Annotated in this window: 13 protein-coding genes; 3 read left to right on the top strand and 10 right to left on the bottom strand. The window is 54.8% G+C overall.

Annotation, left to right across the window (positions count from 1 at the left end):
• Window positions 1-41: 41 nt before the first annotated feature.
• The 8 genes from MRBBS_RS03290 to MRBBS_RS03255 all read right to left on the bottom strand — a co-directional run bounded on the left by MRBBS_RS03290 (window position 42) and on the right by MRBBS_RS03255 (window position 8,386).
• On the bottom strand, window positions 42-1,640 hold the full coding sequence (locus MRBBS_RS03290) for an SPOR domain-containing protein (protein WP_014870000.1): 1,599 nt from the start codon (window positions 1,638-1,640) through the stop codon (window positions 42-44).
• 25 nt (window positions 1,641-1,665) lie between these two features.
• The gene (gene aroB, locus MRBBS_RS03285) at window positions 1,666-2,757 is read right to left on the bottom strand and encodes a 3-dehydroquinate synthase (protein ID WP_014869999.1); all 1,092 of its coding nucleotides are present in this window, start codon (window positions 2,755-2,757) and stop codon (window positions 1,666-1,668) included.
• Window positions 2,750-3,316: a shikimate kinase AroK gene (gene aroK, locus MRBBS_RS03280; protein ID WP_014869998.1), complete on the bottom strand. Its 567-nt coding sequence runs from the start codon at window positions 3,314-3,316 to the stop codon at window positions 2,750-2,752. Before aroK ends, aroB begins: the two co-directional genes overlap by 8 nt.
• A 139-nt stretch (window positions 3,317-3,455) precedes the next feature.
• The gene (pilQ, locus tag MRBBS_RS03275; RefSeq protein ID WP_014869997.1) at window positions 3,456-5,573 is read right to left on the bottom strand and encodes a type IV pilus secretin PilQ; all 2,118 of its coding nucleotides are present in this window, start codon (window positions 5,571-5,573) and stop codon (window positions 3,456-3,458) included.
• Window positions 5,573-6,145: a pilus assembly protein PilP gene (locus MRBBS_RS03270; RefSeq protein ID WP_014869996.1), complete on the bottom strand. Its 573-nt coding sequence runs from the start codon at window positions 6,143-6,145 to the stop codon at window positions 5,573-5,575. Before MRBBS_RS03270 ends, pilQ begins: the two co-directional genes overlap by 1 nt.
• Before the next feature lie 2 nt (window positions 6,146-6,147).
• Window positions 6,148-6,759: a type 4a pilus biogenesis protein PilO gene (locus MRBBS_RS03265; protein WP_014869995.1), complete on the bottom strand. Its 612-nt coding sequence runs from the start codon at window positions 6,757-6,759 to the stop codon at window positions 6,148-6,150.
• On the bottom strand, window positions 6,756-7,322 hold the full coding sequence (locus MRBBS_RS03260) for a PilN domain-containing protein (protein ID WP_014869994.1): 567 nt from the start codon (window positions 7,320-7,322) through the stop codon (window positions 6,756-6,758). The genes MRBBS_RS03265 and MRBBS_RS03260 overlap by 4 nt, the downstream gene beginning before the upstream one ends.
• On the bottom strand, window positions 7,322-8,386 hold the full coding sequence (locus MRBBS_RS03255; protein WP_014869993.1) for a pilus assembly protein PilM: 1,065 nt from the start codon (window positions 8,384-8,386) through the stop codon (window positions 7,322-7,324). Before MRBBS_RS03255 ends, MRBBS_RS03260 begins: the two co-directional genes overlap by 1 nt.
• A gap of 193 nt (window positions 8,387-8,579) precedes the next feature.
• On the opposite strand from MRBBS_RS03255, the gene MRBBS_RS03250 reads away from it, so the two are divergent.
• Window positions 8,580-11,117, top strand: a complete 2,538-nt coding sequence (locus tag MRBBS_RS03250) for a penicillin-binding protein 1A (protein ID WP_014869992.1) — start codon at window positions 8,580-8,582, stop codon at window positions 11,115-11,117.
• A 128-nt stretch (window positions 11,118-11,245) separates the two neighbouring features.
• Here the strand turns inward: MRBBS_RS03250 and MRBBS_RS03245 are convergent, their stop codons facing one another.
• Together MRBBS_RS03245 and rpmE are read right to left on the bottom strand one after the other, a co-directional pair.
• Window positions 11,246-12,511 (bottom strand): malic enzyme-like NAD(P)-binding protein, encoded by a 1,266-nt coding sequence (locus MRBBS_RS03245; protein WP_014869991.1) that lies wholly within the window; start codon window positions 12,509-12,511, stop codon window positions 11,246-11,248.
• Window positions 12,512-12,760: 249 nt separating this feature from the next.
• Window positions 12,761-12,985, bottom strand: coding sequence for a 50S ribosomal protein L31 (rpmE, locus tag MRBBS_RS03240; RefSeq protein WP_014869990.1), 225 nt, complete (start codon window positions 12,983-12,985; stop codon window positions 12,761-12,763).
• 315 nt (window positions 12,986-13,300) lie between these two features.
• Between rpmE and MRBBS_RS03235 the strand changes: the two genes are divergently transcribed.
• Complete coding sequence (locus tag MRBBS_RS03235) at window positions 13,301-15,463, top strand: primosomal protein N' (RefSeq protein WP_014869989.1); 2,163 nt, start codon at window positions 13,301-13,303, stop codon at window positions 15,461-15,463.
• 121 nt (window positions 15,464-15,584) lie between these two features.
• The gene (gene argS / locus MRBBS_RS03230) at window positions 15,585-17,270 is read left to right on the top strand and encodes an arginine--tRNA ligase (protein WP_041635450.1); all 1,686 of its coding nucleotides are present in this window, start codon (window positions 15,585-15,587) and stop codon (window positions 17,268-17,270) included.
• The last annotated feature ends 8 nt before the right edge of the window (window positions 17,271-17,278 follow it).

Here is a 17,278-nt window from a genome sequence, read left to right as displayed (position 1 = left end):
CTACCAGTGCACTAAAACGAGTCAATTTTGGACATTCAGGACTACAAACTCCGGTTCTCACGCACCCAGGGTTTCCCCGACACCAGGCCAGCGGGAAGAGTTTGAACCGCCTGCTGTGCAGCATCCTTGCTGGGGTAAATGCCTTGAAACACCATGAACCACTGCTTACCGTTACGTTCACCACGGGTATATACCATCGCATCTACCTGCGGATAACGACGCAAAATATTCAATGCTGTCTGCTCCAGGTTGCCGGCCACAAGCTGAATGGTCCAGCCGCCACTGCCGCGGCGCTGCAGCAAGGGCACAAAGCGATCAAGCTTGGCCGGGGTAAAAGCTACTTGAGCAGGCACTGCCTCCACTGCGGTTCGCGGCGAAGGCACAGCTTGGACTTTAGACACCACTTCCAACTCCGGCTCGACTACTGTTGCGGGTTCGGGCTCTGGATTATCAATAACCTGTTTTCTAGTGGTGTCACCGCCTGAAATAGAGCCTTCGCTTGTCGTAAGCTGGTTGCCTGAGCGCGATATTGACTGCGCCATGGATTCGGGCTGTATCACCGGCTCCCGCTCTAATTTGGGCTCCGAATCATCTGTAGCAACGACCGGCTCTGGTGCGTCCAGGGCCATTGACGGCGTTGGCTGCGCTTCCGCGCCTTGCTCTGGTGCTACCTCCGGACCGACAGTTATACTTTTGCGCACGGGCTGTAACGTTTGCGTCTGGGCGCTGGCGTCTTCTTCGCTCATCACTGTGTCGTACTGGCGGGAAACAAACCACCAAGAGGCCGCCAGCAAAACCAGCGCCAGTAACGGCCACCCCAAAGTACGCCAGGGCATTTTGGCACGGTGCCGTGTAGGAGCAGCCCTTACTGCCATATCCAGCCATACAGTGGGGGATATACGTTGAATCGCGCAAAAGTTACCCAGACTGCGGGTATAAATCTGCTTTAAGCGATCTGGGCTTAACAACTCACCGGCATTACCGCCGGCAAGCTTCACCCTAGGCTGCAGATATTCCGCCAGTTCATCCCGGTTTAAAGGCGCCAGTGTAATCTGGTGCACCGTTCCCGAAGCCTGCTGCGCAAGCTCCATCATGCCAGGCAGCGCTTCCGTGCCGGCGAACACCGGTAAAGCGGCCAAACTACGATTGGCGCCCAAAAAACCGTTAAACAAAAGATTCAACAGCTCTGCCGGCGCCTGCTCGGCATTATCGATCAGCAGCACCATGCGCTGGCCTTTACCGGCACGTTGCTCAGACCATTTAAAAAACTGCGACAGGGCAGCCTTGGGGCCGGCCTCTAAATCCAGGCAGCGAGCTACTATAGACAAGTCCCGCACCAGTGCCTGAGGGCTACCCAACGCTGCACTACCCAAGCGATGAAACTCCAGCCGCGACGATTCACTGCGCACAAGTTCTGCCAGCAGGCGGGTTTTGCCTAGCCCGGATGGGCCGCTAACCAACACGGCCATGTCGCCGAAACCACTCATCTGACGCAAGGATTCAAGAGCTGATTGGCGCTGCGCACCGGTAAAAAACGGCGCTTCCATCGCGGAAGGATCTGCCCGCAGACCAAAGCGCTCCTGCAGGCGGGGGAAAAGACCCCCGGCTTCCTGACTGTTCAGATTGTCGTCGTTGACCATGGCGATATCGTCTCGGGCTCTGGGCTCAACGCTGGCAAAAAGCGTTCAGGGTTGCTTCAAGGTTTTTGCGCGCAGTTTTGGCGGTCACAACCGCTTCGCCCACCGCCTGCAGCAGAACCAGCCTGAGCTGTCCATCTACATTCTTTTTATCCACTGCCATCAGCTCTATGAAGTCGTTCGGGCGCATCGCTGCAGGCGCCAGCGGCGGCAATCCGGCGCGGCTGATCAGGCTGTAAATCTGCTGACATTCGGCAGCACTGATAAAACTTTCGCGAGCGGAAAGATCCGCTGCCATCATCATGCCGGTGCCAACGGCTTCTCCGTGTAACCAATTGCCATAGCCGGCAAAAGTCTCGATAGCGTGGCCGAAGGTGTGGCCAAGATTGAGTATTGCTCTCAGGCCGCCTTCGCGTTCATCAATAGCCACCACTTCCGCTTTACAGACGCAAGAACGGTAGATGGCCTCTGCGACCTGCAGCGGATCCTTTTCAAGCAAAGATCCAAGATTCTGATCCAGCCAGTGCAGAAAAGGCAGATCGCGAATCAGACCGTACTTGATGACTTCCGCCATCCCAGCACAGACTTCCCGGTCTGGCAGCGTCACTAGGGTACCTATATCAATCAGCACGGCTTGGGGCTGATGAAAAGCCCCGATCATATTTTTACCCAAGGGGTGATTGATCCCGGTTTTGCCACCAACGGAGGAATCCACCTGCGACAGCAGCGTTGTTGGAATCTGGATGAACGCTACGCCGCGCTGGTAACTCGCCGCCGCAAATCCAGTCATGTCCCCCACGACGCCTCCGCCCAGAGCTACCAGGGTCGTCATGCGATTGTGCCTGTGCTGTAGCAGTGCATCAAAAATCAGATTCAGGGTTTGCCAGTCTTTGTGTTTTTCGCCATCCGGCAAAATCACCGAATCCACCTGTTTGCCTGCAAAACAGGCTTTTGCCTGCTCCAGATAGAGCGGGGCCACGGTGTCGTTTGACACAATCATCACCTGGGAACCGCCGACATAAGACGTCAAATCATATTGCCCCAACAGCTGCTCGCCAATCAGTATTGGATAGCTTCGTTCGCCAAGGTCTACCAAAAGTTTACGGAGTAATTCAGGCATGATGACGACCTTCCTTTCGAATCTGGCGTATGTGACGGGGTGTTTTTGGGTTCAGCAGATTAACCAGTTGGCGCACCACCAATCGCGGGCTTTTGCGATCTGTGTACATAGTGATAGTTGCCAGCTCGGCGTAAATAGGATCACGGATCGCGAATAGGTGGCGCAGAACTGCTTCCGGATCCGCTGTCTGCAACAGCGGGCGATTTCGGTCTTTACGGGTGCGCTCTACCTGGTGTTCAACCGATGTGCGCAAGTAAACAATCACCGAGTTACGACGCAGTAGTTCATGATTCACGTCGCGCACAACCGCGCCTCCACCGGTCGCCAGAATGATACCGGCCTCGGTGGACAGCTCGCTCAGCATGGCGGTTTCGCGCTGGCGGAACCCGTCTTCTCCCTCTACATCGAAAATCCAGGGAATGTTGGCACCGCAGCGCTCTTCAATAATTCGGTCGGTATCCAAAAAGCGATAGTCCAGCTCACGCGCTAGCATACGGCCGATGGTACTTTTACCGGCCCCCATGGGGCCAACCAGAATAACTCGCTTGGGCAACAACATAACGTCCGCTCAATAAGGTTCAAGCCGGTCAGAATAGCATAGGGGCGGCCATTCTATAAGAATGTCCGGTTCTGCCGTGGGTTTCACACGCACAAAAAAAACCGCCGTTTTTAGGCGGCGGTTTTTTGTTGCAGATAACTTAACGAACGAGGTCGTTTTTGATGATTTTCGGAGTGATGAAAATCAGCAGTTCGCTACGCAGCTCTGTAGTCTGAGTGCGCTTGAACAACCTCCCCAGGTAGGGAATATCGCCCAAGAACGGTGTCTTGGTAGTGGTTTCAGTGTTGGTCGATTCGAAAATACCGCCCAAAACGATGGTTTCACCGTTGGCGACCAGCACCTGAGTTGTCACCGAGTTGGTGTTGATGGCCGGGCCGCTGGGGGTGTCTTCGCCACGGGAGTCCTGAGTCACTTCAAGATCCATGATGATTTTGTCATCCGGTGTGATCTGCGGCGTTACCTCCAATGACAACACCGCTTCTTTAAAAGAAGTGCTTGTGGCGCCGCTACTGCTCGCTTCCTGATACGGGATTTCCTGACCCGATTTGATAGACGCCGTCTGACGATCTGCGGTAACCACTCTGGGCTGGGACACAATTTCCGCTTTGCCATCACTTTCCAGCGCAGACAGTTCAAGGTCTACCAGGAAGTCGCCGCCGCTGAAGCCCACGGCAAAGGATGAGGCGCCGTCGCCAGATACGCCAAGATCTACCGCCAATGCACCCGGAAAGGTTACCGAGGTTGAATTCGCAGCGCCGGCACCCATTACGCTACCAACCGTATCAAGAGAACCACCTACAACCGTCGAGTTATTACCATTATTACCAAAAGATGCACCGCCCCAGCGAACGCCCAAGCTCTCGGCCACGTTGGTTTGCGCGCGCACAATCCGAGCTTCAATGGAAACCTGACGAACGGGTACGTCCCATGTCGACACAAGGCGACGGATCTCGTCCAGTTTTTCAATGGTTTCACGCACACTGATGGTGTTGGTTCGGTCGTCTGAGGAAATGAAACCGCGGCTAGAAATCAGCTCTTGGTCAGCCTGCACCAGCGCTACTACTTCGGCAGCTTTTGCGTAATTGACCTGAATGATGTCCAAACGCACCGGGGCAAGCTCGGCGATCTGCTTGGTTGTTTCCAGTTCCAGCCGTTCACGGGCGGCGATTTCATCGGCGGGCGCTACCAGTAATACATTGCCAATCTGGCGCTTATCCAAACCTTTGGTTTTCAAAATCAGATCCAGCGCCTGATCCCAAGGCACATTCTGCAAGCGCAGCGTGATGCTACCACCAACGGTATCGCTGGCCACCAGATTCAAACCGGTAAAGTCGGCGATCAGCTGAAGAACCGACCGAACTTCAATGTCTTGAAAATTTAGCGAGAGCTTGTCGCCGGAATATGGGAACTTCTCTTCGCGCCGAGTTTCTGCTTCTTCTTCGCTTAGCCGTTCAACACTCACAGTAAATTCGTTGCCGGACTGGTACGCAATGTAGTCATAGTCGCCTTCCGGACGAATTTCTATAACCGCACTGCCCCCCTCAATAAAAGTATCGATCCGCTGTACCGGCGTGGCAAAATCTGTCACGTCCAAACGGCGGCGTAGGCGCTCGGGCACAGTCAAATCCGGCATGGTCAGTCGAATTTTTCCGCCCAGCTCGCTCAGGTCAACTTGAGTTGTCGCACTGGCCAGACGCACAACCACACGGCCTTCACCTTGTGCACCGCGGCGAAAATCGACGTCTACTAACTCTGGCGCTGCGTCCGCTGACGAGGCAACAGGGCTGGCACCGTCAGATTCCGCAACGTTACTGGCTACATCTGCGAAATCGCCGCCAATAATCATCACCAACGCGTTGTTATTGCGTTGAGTGGTGTAAGGAACCAGCTCAATCAGGTTGAAAATAAGACGGGTACGGTCGTTAGTTTCAACAACGGTCATGCTTTGCGCATTCCCGCTGCCGAGCGGCAAGCTGCGGGCACCTAGGGCACTGGTGGTGTCTTTCAGGTCTACCGCAATACGAGCGGGGCGATCAATGGTGTAACCCGTAGGTTCAGGCGGTGGGCCGTCAAACTGCAAAATCACTTCCAGCCGATCCCCGGGTAAAGAGGAAAACGACACATCCTGCAAAGTGGCAGCGTTAGCAAGGCTGGACAGCAACCCAATGGTTACCGCGCAGACAATTACGTTGAATTTTTTGAACATCGCTAGCCTCGGCTTCAAGCATTTTTGTGCATTCATGTTGCTATTATTCATTATGGTGCCACTCCATCGCTATCACCTTCGTCCAGCGACAGTTGGCGCGGGCGTTCTACCCATCCGCCACGGCCGTCGGGCACGATTTCCAACAGTTCGATGCGGGTCTCGCCTACACCCACAATTCGACCGTAGTTTTTACCGATAAAATTGCCGCTGTTTAAACGGTGAATGCCACCACTGCTGTCTTTTAACAAGGCAAACAGCATGCCTGCACTGTTGCGCAGAGTCCCCACCATATCCAGTTCTTTCAGATCAAAGTTCTCCAGCACTTCCCGCGGCCGGTCTATATCCGGCTTTACGTTACTCATCGCTTGCTGTTCCTGCTCGCTGATCATCGTCAGCTGCACGTCGATGGGTGGCTCAAACGGCGAGCGCTGATCTGACGCCGAATAGCTAAAGGCCTCGTAAGCGTTGAACTCCGGGAGTGGTTCGACAAACCCCCGGGGTTTTGCGCGAATTTCTTCCATAAACGCGTCGAGATCGGAAAAGCCGCTGCTCTGCGAACAGGCTGTCAGCGACAATGCCAGGCACAGACCCAGACAGGCTTTTCCGGCATGGTTTACCGTCATGCTCATTCTCCGGCCCGATAGCGATAGGTACGGGCAACAACCTGCATATCCAGCTGTTCGCTGTCCGCTCCGATGGGTTTAATCGTCAAATCATGCAGAGTCACGATACGCGGCAAGCTCGCCACGCTGCTAACAAACGTAGCTAGCTCATGGTAAGAGCCCGACACTCGAATATTAATAGGCAGTTCGGAGTAGAAGTCCCGCTTCTGCTCCGGCTGCAGTTTCACTTCCTGCAGAGCCAGACCACTACCCAGAGCGGTATTGGTAATGTCTTCCAAAAGGCCTGGCACTTCGGTTTCACTTGGCAACTGACGCACCAACGCACCAAAGGTTTCTTCCATTTCTACCATCTGCGCTTTGAACACGCTGAGGTTAGCCACTTGGAAAGCCTTGCTCTCATAATTCTTGCGCAGTTCCAGCTCTGTACTTTCCACCCTGTCCAGTTGCGTAAACTGGTCTTTTATAAAGAACCAGTAGCCGCCACCCATAATCAGACCAAACACCAGCAGAAGCACAATGGCTTTGACCGGTGCTGGCCAGATACCAGCATTGCTCATGTCCAGATCATTGATATCGAATTCGTTCAGGCTTTTCAGCGAGTCCGCAAGGCTCATTGTTTCTCCTCCCCGTCAATACCAGGGGTTTGCTGACTGACGGACAAATTGAACTGACTGTAACCTGCACGGCGGGCATCAGCAGTCAACACGTTGGACAGATTGGGGTTTGTAAACCAGTCGGAGCCTTCAAACTGACGCATCAGCGATGAAATCCGGCTGTTAGACTCTGCCATACCCACCAATTCCAGGCGGTCACCGACTTTCTTCAAATCGCTGAAATACAGGCCATCGGGCACGGTACGCACCAGCTCGTCGAATACCCGCACGATGACCGGGCGCTTGCCCTGCAAATCCTGAATGACTTTCATTCGCGCTAACAGCTCATTGCGCTTACGCTTCAGACTTTCAATTTCCTTGATCTGCTCATCAAGCTTACTGGCCGCTGTTTGAATATAAGCATTGCGGGATTGTTGATAAGCAATGCGGCTGTCTACGTTGTTTTTCCACAAAAACGCCAAGCCGCTTGAAATAATGGCAGCGCTCAGCAGCAGCACCACAAACTGTTTCTGTTTTTCTGCGCGCAGCTCTTCACGCCAAGGCCGAAGATTGATTCTTGCCATTAGTCGAAGCTCCTCATTGCCAGACCACACGCGATCATCAACGAAGGAGCATCGTTACTCAACGCCGACGCATTGACCCGCGAGCTAACAGCCATGTCCGCAAACGGATTGGCTACCAGCGTGGGCGTACCCGTTTTTTCCTCTACCATGTCAACAAGCCCGGGTATTGCCGAGGTGCCGCCGGCCAAAACCACATAATCCACCGAGTTGTACTGGCTGGCACCGAAAAAGAACTGCATCGCCCGAGCGACCTGCTGCACCACAGCCTCGCGGAACGGGTTCAGCACTTCGGCTTCATAATCATCGGGCAAGCCACCTTGCTTTTTGGCCAGGCCGGCTTCCTCCAGCGACAAACCATAGCGGCGCTGGATTTCTTCAGTTAACTGCTTGCCACCAAACACCTGTTCGCGGGTATACACAGTTTTGCCTTCGGCAATCACGCTCAACGTGGCCATGGTGGCGCCCACATCCATGATCGCCACGACCAGATCGTCGCCGTGAGAGTTCAATTGCGATTCAATCAGTTGATAGGCACGCTCGAGGGCATAAGCCTCTACGTCAACCACTTTGGTGGTCAGTCCGGCAATGTTCAGTGCGTCTTGGCGCACATCAACGTTCTCTTTGCGGCTGGCAGCAATCAGTACATCAACCTTATCCGGATTGGATTCAGAGGGACCTTGTACCTCGAAATCAATCGCGACTTCATCCAGCGGATAAGGAATGTATTGATCTGCCTCCAGGGCGATCTGGTCTTCCATTTCGAATTCATTGATACCGCCATCCATCTGGATCACCTTGGTGATCACCGCGGAACCGGATACGGCAACGGCTACTTGCTTGACGCCAGAGCGGGATTTGGACACCACGCGCTTGATCGCATCACCTACGGCTTCCACATCCGTGATGTTTTTTTCCACCACAGCATTTGCAGGTAAAGGTTCGACGGCATAGCTTTCAACCCGAAAGCGGTCGCCCTGTTTTGACAATTCCAAAAGCTTGACCGAGCTTGAGCTTATGTCCAAGCCCAGCACACCACTGGATTTCTTTCCGAAAGATCCAAACACGCGCTCACCCTATAACTGGTTAATTGCAGCCGGTTATGCTCTTTGTATGTTTTTTATTTAAGAGAATTTCTTCTGTTTTCCGATTACAATCCCTATTCTTCTTAACGCAGGGCTTTTGTATCAGCGAAGTACTCTCCATTCCTAATGCAATGGTTCAAATCATAGACCTATATCCAACTGTTGTCAGAAAAAAATGTCCTATTTGATGCGTACATCTCGTCTTTTTATCTGGTTTTTTCTAACCGGACTGAGTGTCACCCTTGTCCTTGGTTCCGGCTTCTATTTGTATCTTCGGCCTGGCCTTCCCGCCGCGGAGCAGTTATTCGATATAAAACTGCAAACACCGCTGCGGATATTCAGTCAGGACGGCAAATTAATAGCAGAATTTGGTGAAAAGAGAAGGACACCCGTCACAATCGAGCAAGTTCCCGAGCGCCAACTGCAAGCATTTCTCGCTGCAGAGGACTCCCGTTTCTATGAACACTTCGGCGTTGACATAAAAGGTTTGGCGCGGGCCGCACTGGAACTGGCCTCTACCGGCCACATACAGTCCGGAGGCAGCACCATCACTATGCAAGTGGCAAAAAACTACTTTTTGTCGCGGGATCGCACGTTCATTCGTAAATTCAACGAGATTTTGCTGGCCCTGCAAATTGAACGTGAGCTGGACAAAAACACGATACTTGAGCTGTACCTCAACAAGATCTATTTGGGCAACCGCGCCTACGGTATTGCTGCCGCCAGCCAGGTTTACTACAACAAAACCGTGAGCGAATTAACGCTGGCCCAGATGGCCATGCTCGCCGGCCTGCCAAAGGCACCCTCAGCTTTTAATCCCCTAGCAAATCCAAGCCGCGCTCTGGCACGGCGAAACTGGATATTGGGGCGCATGAGAGAGCTTGAGATGATCTCTCAGGACGATTACGAACAAGCCGTTAATGCCGAATTGACAGCCACCTATAACGCCACCGAAACCGAAGTGGACGCCGATTACGTCGCTGAAATGGCCCGCGCTGAAATGGTTCGGCGCTTTGGCGATAACGCCTACACCGATGGCTACTCGGTGACCCTGACCGTAGACAGCGTAAAACAGCAAACCGCCACTGATGCCTTGCGCCAGGGGCTGGAAGCCTATGATCGCCGTCACGGGTTTCGCGGTGCAGTAGGGACTATTGACATCAAATCGTTAGACGCCAACGAGCTCGCCACGGCCTTGCGCTCTTACCCGAGAACCGGGCCGCTGATTCCTGCTGTGGTGCTGAAAACCGACGACAAGAACGGCACGGCTACACTGCACGCCCGCCTCCTTGGCCCCGTGACCATGACGTTAGACACCATGACGTGGGCTCAGCGTTACCGCACCGAAAACCTGACCGGCCCGACGCCAAAAAATCCGTCAGACGTACTCAGTCCTGGCGATGTGGTTTATGTGAAAGCGCTGAATAACGCGGCTCCCCAAGCCGCCGACGACGGCAGAGCACAACCCCTCACTGACGTCGTGCAAAATGTAGCGCTGTATCAAGTGCCGCGAGTCGAAGGCGCGCTGATAGCCTTAACCGCAGAAACCGGTGCCATTGAAGCGCTGGGCGGCGGCTACAGCTTTGGGCAAAGCAAATACAACCGAGCCATCCAGGCCAAGCGTCAGCCCGGCTCCACGTTTAAACCGTTTCTTTACCTGAACGCTCTGGAATCTGGTTTTACCCCGGCGACGCTGATTAACGACTCGCCTATCGTACTCGAAGAGAAAGGCCAAGAAATTGCCTGGCGCCCGCAAAATTCATCCGGCCAGTTCTACGGCCCCACACGCCTACGCGAAGCCCTCTACCGCTCGCGCAACCTAGTGTCTGTCCGCTTGTTGCGCGACCTTGGCATCCAGCCAATGCTGGATTACCTCGAACAGCTAAAAGTGCCCACCGCAGACATGCCCGCTAATTTATCGCTGGCACTGGGCAGTGGCTTGCTATCGCCGATGGAACTGGCACGGGGCATGGCCGTTATTGCCAACGGTGGCTATGACGTAGAGCCTTTCCTGATCCGCCGAATTGAAGACGCGCGAGGCATGGCCGTCTACCAAGCACCCGACGTGATTCTTTGCGACAGCAACTGCGGTAACGCCGTTGAAATTGAAGAAATTGGATTGCAGGACACGGATAACAGCGGTGACGTAAACGACGATTTCATTGTGACCGAATTGAGCGACGAGCCTTTGGAACACATCGTACAAGCGCCGGCCCGACGGATGCCAAGACTGGCCGACGAGCGCTCGGTGTATATTTTGCACTCCATGATGCGCGATGTAATCAAACTGGGCACCGGCCGCCGTGCCAGCGCCCTGAACAGGGACGATCTTGCCGGCAAAACCGGCACCACCAATGAACAGATAGACACCTGGTTTGCTGGTTTCAACTATCAGCAGGCGGTTATTGCCTGGGTCGGATTTGACCAGCCAGCGCCCTTGGGCCGAAACGAATTCGGCGCCAGCACCGCCTTACCGATCTGGATCGACTACATGAAAGTCGCTCTGGACCAAACACCCTCTGCGCAGATGCCGCGCCCGAATGGCATTGTGAATGTACGCATTAATGCAGATACCGGCAGGCGCGCCCGCCCCGGCGAAGAAGGCGTATTTGAGCTGTTCCGTGAAGAAGACGAACCCGAGGTCATTAGCGCGGAAGAACGCGGCGGCCTGGGAACTGGCGACACCGACGATATTTCCCGGCAACTGTTCTAGGCAACTGACCGCAGCAGGTCTGAGTATCGCGGTTGACCTTAGTAGAGAACCGAGTGCCCACAAAAAAACCGACGAAACCTAAATTTAATAGGCACCGCCGGTTTTTTATTCGCTTAACGCCTGGTCGATTAAATAACATCGTCCATGGATTTAAGCGGGTAATGCGCCGGGTATGGGTTACGAGCTACACCGGTATCAACTGCTGCACGGGCAACCGCCGCCGGAACCACTTCCAGCAAACGCACGTCCATCGGCTTCGGAATAATGTAATTCCTGCCGAACTCGAAGCTGTCAGCGCCGTAGGCTTCGCAGATTTCTTGAGGTACCGGCTCTTTCGCCAGTTCGCGGATAGCGTTTACCGCAGCAATCTTCATCTCTTCGTTAATCACTGTGGCACGAACATCCAGAGCGCCACGGAAAATGAAGGGAAAGCCCAGCACGTTGTTCACTTGGTTAGGATAATCTGAACGGCCTGTGGCCATGATCAGGTCATCGCGCACTGCGTTAGCAATCGCCGGATCAATTTCCGGATCCGGATTTGAACAGGCGAATACAACCGGGTTAGGTGCCATTTTCTTGAGCTGTTCAGCGCTCAGTAAGTCCGGGCCGGAAAGACCCACAAACACATCAGCACCGTCGATGGCATCGTCCAGCGTGCGTTTATCGGTATCGTTGGCGAACATCGCCTTGTACTGGTTCAGATCGTCGCGGCCAGAGTGGATCACACCCTTGCGGTCCACCATACAGATATTCTCGGAACGCACACCACAACTGATCAGCAGCTTCATGCATGCAATGGCGGCAGCGCCGGCACCCAGGCACACAATGGTGGTTTCTTCGACTTTCTTGCCCTGCAGTTCCAGCGCGTTAAGCATACCGGCGGCCGTTACAATGGCGGTACCGTGCTGATCGTCGTGGAATACAGGTATGCTGCATTTTTCAATCAGCGCCCGCTCGATTTCAAAACACTCAGGCGCCTTGATATCTTCGAGGTTGATGCCGCCAAAGGTATCGGCAATGCGTTCAACGGTTTCAATAAAAGCCTGAGGGCTTTCAGAATTGACTTCAATATCAAATACATCAATACCGGCAAAGCGCTTGAAAAGAACGCCCTTACCTTCCATTACTGGCTTACTGGCCAGTGGGCCAAGATTACCCAGGCCCAAAATCGCTGAACCGTCAGAAATAACCGCCACCAGATTGCCTTTCATGGTGTATTTGTAGGCGTTTTCGGGGTCACGGGCGATCTCGCGGACCGGCTCGGCAACTCCGGGACTGTATGCCAGTGCAAGATCGCGGGCTGTTTTTGTGGGCTTGCTGATTTCTACACTCAGCTTGCCAGGCCGCGGCTTGGCGTGATATTCAAGGGCTGCTTCTTTCAGATCTTGAGACATTGCCACTATTCCGTTTGTCACGTTTAAGGGTGTAAAGCCGCCGTACTGAACTTTCGGTGTACTGAACTACCGATGTACTTATGGCGGGGCGACATTATGGCCCGCGCCGCATAAAACGACAAGGGCCATCCCAGCGTCCGGTAAAGCGTCAATACGTCTTATTGCGTATGTTCGGCCACAGAAGCGAGATACGTCATTTTTTAGAACAAAAAAAAGCGCCCGAGGGCGCTTTTTTGCAATTCGCTGGCATTAATCTTCTTTCTTGCCAACAATACGGCTGCCAAAACGCTTCTGGAAACGGTCAATACGGCCGCCGGCATCCATAACTTTCTGCTTGCCGGTATAGAACGGGTGGCACTGTGAACACACGTCTAACTGCAGATCCTTACCAACGGTAGAACGGGTATGGATCACATTGCCGCAAGAACAGGTAGCGGTGATGTTTTCGTACTTCGGGTGGATACCTTCTTTCATGGCGAACCTCGTCAGGTTATGCCGCCACCTGGTCACGATTACGGCTGTTCCGAAGAATGTTCCGTAGAGTGTTCCGTATGCCAGGCACCGCATATTTGAATCAATAAGAGAGACGGGGCACAATCGGCCCCATCCAACAGAGCGCGAATATTACTTGCAAACTGACACTCAGGCAAGCGCCACACTGCTGAATTCCCATGCCCACCGGCGCAGGGCGCCGCAACCGGCGCTTGCACAAGGATACGAATATACCGTGACACCAATACCCGTTGCAGCGCCTGCCAGGCATAGCTTCCATCTAAATGCGGAAAACCCGTGACCAAGGTTGTACGCATCGCCATGAACCGCCCGCTGCGAAGGCTGTTTGACTACACCCTTGCCTCCGGCCTCAGCCTTCAGCCCGGCCAGCGGGTACAGGTTCCCTTTGGCCGCCAGCAGATAACCGGACTGGTTACTGCGGTTGGCGTAACCCCGCCGCCCGGGGTATCACTGAAGCCGGTTCGAAGTGTTATGGAAAACTGGCCTGCGCTGCCAAAGGAAACACTGCGGCTGCTAAGCTGGGCCAGCGACTATTACCAACACCCGCTGGGTGAATGCCTGTTTACGGCTTTACCGCCAGCGCTCAGGCGCGGCCGTCCAGCACTGCGCAAAACCGAAGCCTGGTGGCGAGCTCGCAGCAGCGGTGCTGAGTTGCCACCGCAGGCCCACCGTCAAAAAGCCTTGCTAGCCTGGCTTTTGCAGTATTCCCAAGGCGCTGCGACAAGCGCCATCTTAAGCGCCGGCTTTAATCGCAGCCAGCTGAAGACCTTGGAACAAAAGCAGCTGATCGAAGCCGCCGAACCCGTGCTGGCAACAACACCCACAGAGAGTTTTGCGGCACCCACGTTATCACCGGCACAAACAGATACCGCAGCACAGCTTCCAGACCCGGCTCAGGGCTTTAGCGCCTGCCTTTTGTACGGCATCACTGGCAGCGGTAAAACAGAAATCTATCTGCACTATCTAAAGCAACATTTGGGTGAGCAGGATCAGGCCCTGGTGCTGGTGCCCGAAATAAACCTGACACCGCAAACCGTGGCCCGCTTCCAGCGCTATTTTGGCCAGCGGATTGTGGTGTGGCACTCGGCACTGAACGACAGCCAGCGCCTGGACACCTGGCTAAAAATACGCCACGGCGAACCCGTCATACTCATTGGCACCCGTTCGGCGGTTTTGTTGCCCTTTACCGGTTTACGCACGCTGATTGTGGACGAAGAGCACGATAGCTCCTACAAACAAGGCGATGGCTTTCGCTATTCAGCGCGCGACCTTGCGGTATACCGCGCCCACCTGAACAAGTGCCCAGTAATACTCGGCTCGGCCACGCCTTCGCTGGAATCCTGGCACAACGCGCAGCAAGGCAAATACACCTTGGCCACATTGGAGGAGCGGGCCGGCAACGCCAGACCACCGCAAATAAAACTGCTGGACATTCGTAGCCGGCCTTTAGAAGGTGGCTTGTCGCGCCCCGCCCTCAATGCAATCAAGCAGGTTTTGGACAACGGCGAACAGGTGCTGGTGTATGTGAACCGCCGCGGCTTCGCGCCGGTGATGATGTGCTTTGACTGCGGCCACATGGTCGAATGCCCGCGCTGCGACACCCGCCTGACCTACCACCGCCGTGACAACGCCATGCGCTGTCACCACTGCGACTTTCAGGCCGCCGCAACGAACCAGTGCCCGAAGTGCCAAAGTGATGCGTTCAAGCCCGTCGGCCAGGGCACCGAGCGCAGCGAAGACATACTGACCACCGCCTTCCCTGACACCCCGGTGGTGCGGGTTGACCGCGACAGCACCCAGCGTAAAGGCAGTATTCAAGCCATTCTACGAACCGTGAACACCGGCAAGCCCTGTATTCTGGTGGGCACTCAAATGCTGGCCAAAGGCCACGATTTTGCCAACGTAACGCTGGTAGTGGTTATAAACGCCGACGGCGGTCTGTTCAGCGTAGACTTCCGCGCCCCTGAACAGCTCCTACAAACCCTGCTGCAAGTCAGCGGCCGTGCGGGTCGCGGCGACAAGCCCGGCACAGTGCTGGTGCAGACTTGCCATAGCGACCATCCACTATTAAGAACACTTTGCACGGGCCACTACGGGGATATGGCCGAACAGCTTTTAGTCGAGCGCGAAGGCGGCCAACTGCCGCCTTACCGCGCTATGGCCATATTCCGCGCCGAAGCCGACACCATGGAAAAAAGTTTGCAGATACTGGACACCATAAAACCCCTGGCCCAGGCACCGGGCCTGGAAATCTGGGGCCCACTGCCAGCGTTGATTGCCCGTCGCGCCGACCGCTACCGCGCCCAGCTGGTCATAAACGCCGATAACCGCAAGCGCCTGAGCAAGACCCTCGCCAACGTTTGCCTGCATCTGGATCAACAAAAACTGCCCTCCGGCAGCCGCTGGATGATCGACGTAGATCCACAGGAAACAGGCTAGTGCCCGCTATCACTCCCCTGGCTTTTGCTTACAAAATCAGTTTCCGCGATAATGTGGCACTTCTACTCTGGTGGGCGCCCTGCCCCATTTCCACTTCCGTTCAGCCGAGCTATTCAACAGCATGAAAGAGACCGTTTCCGACCTGCTTCAGTCTGCCCTGGCGGCGCTGCAATCTGAAGGCGTTTTGCCAGCAGATCAAAGCTTTGCGCCACAGATTGGCAACACCAAAGACAAATCCCACGGCGATTACGCGTGTAACATTGCGCTGGTGGCGGCCAAGTCTGCCCGCTGTGCGCCGCGCAAACTGGCGGAGGCGCTGGTGGCCAATTTGCCGGCCAGTGCAGCGGTCGACAAAGTGGAGATTGCCGGGCCGGGTTTTATCAACTTTTTCATGAGTACGGCCAGCGCCTTTGGCGTTGTGAATACGACACTGGAACAAGCTGAAAACTTTGGCTGCAACCACAGCGGTAAGGGCGAAAAAGTACAGGTGGAATTTGTTTCCGCCAACCCCACCGGCCCTTTGCATGTGGGCCACGGTCGCGGTGCCGCAATAGGTGACTGCATTTGTCGGCTACTGGATGCCAACGGCTATCAGGTTACCCGCGAGTTTTATTACAACGACGCTGGCGCCCAGATCAATAACTTGGGGTTATCCGTTCAAGCTCGGGTAAAAGGCCTGACGCCAGATCACCAAAGCTGGCCTGAAAATGGTTACCGCGGCGACTATATTGCCGACGTGGCCGAGGCCTATCTAGCCGGAAAGACGATTACGGCAGACGACCGCTCAGTGACCGGCCAGGCCGAGCCGGAAAACCTTGAAGCCATTACGGATTTTGCCGTGGCTTATCTGCGCCGCGAGCAGGACCTTGACCTGAAAGCCTTTGGCGTCGAATTTGACGTGTATTTCCTGGAATCCTCGCTGTACAACGACGGCAAGGTTGAAGCCACCGTAAAGCGCCTGCAAGATAACGGCTACACCTACGAAGACGGCGGCGCCCTGTGGCTGAAAACCACCGAATTTGGAGACGATAAAGACCGGGTTATGCGCAAAACCGACGGCGGCTACACCTACTTTCTGCCGGATGTTGCCTATCATCTGGACAAGTGGCAACGCGGTTTTAGCACGGTTATCAACGAACAGGGCGCCGACCACCATTCAACTGTTACCCGCGTTCGCGCCGGCTTGCAGGCGTTGAATATCGGTATTCCGGAAGGTTGGCCAGATTATGTGCTGCACCAAATGGTGATGGTCACCCGCGGTGGTGAAGAGGTAAAACTCTCCAAACGCGCAGGCAGTTATGTCACTCTAAGCGACCTGATTGAAGAGGTAGGCCGAGACGCCACCCGTTTCTTTCTGGCCGCACGGCGAGTGGATTCCCAGCTGACCTTTGACATTGATCTTGCGCGCTCGCAAACCAACGAAAACCCGGTGTATTACATCCAGTACGCTCACGCCCGCATCTGCAGCGTGTTGCGCAAGCTGGCGGTCGAAGGCGTGCAGCGTGGCCGTCACGAATGCGTAGGCGACCTGACTCTGCTAACGCTGGATGAGGAAAAAGAACTGGCCAACCAATTGGCAAAATATCCAGAGTTGGTTGCCAGCGCCGCTGCCCAGCGCGAGCCCCACACCCTGAGCCAGTACCTGCGGGAATTGGCCGGCCTGTTCCACAGCTATTACAACGCCCACAAGGTGCTGATTGAAGACACCGCCCTACGCGATGCCCGCATCAGCTTGTACTTGGCCGTACGCCAGGTAATCGAAAATGGCTTAGGCCTGCTGGGCGTTAGTGCTCCGGACGAGATGTAACCACAAAA

This window comes from Marinobacter sp. BSs20148, assembly GCF_000283275.1.
Classification (GTDB): Bacteria; Pseudomonadota; Gammaproteobacteria; order Pseudomonadales; family Oleiphilaceae; genus Marinobacter; species Marinobacter psychrophilus.
This window is presented reverse-complemented; position numbering and strand designations above follow the sequence as displayed.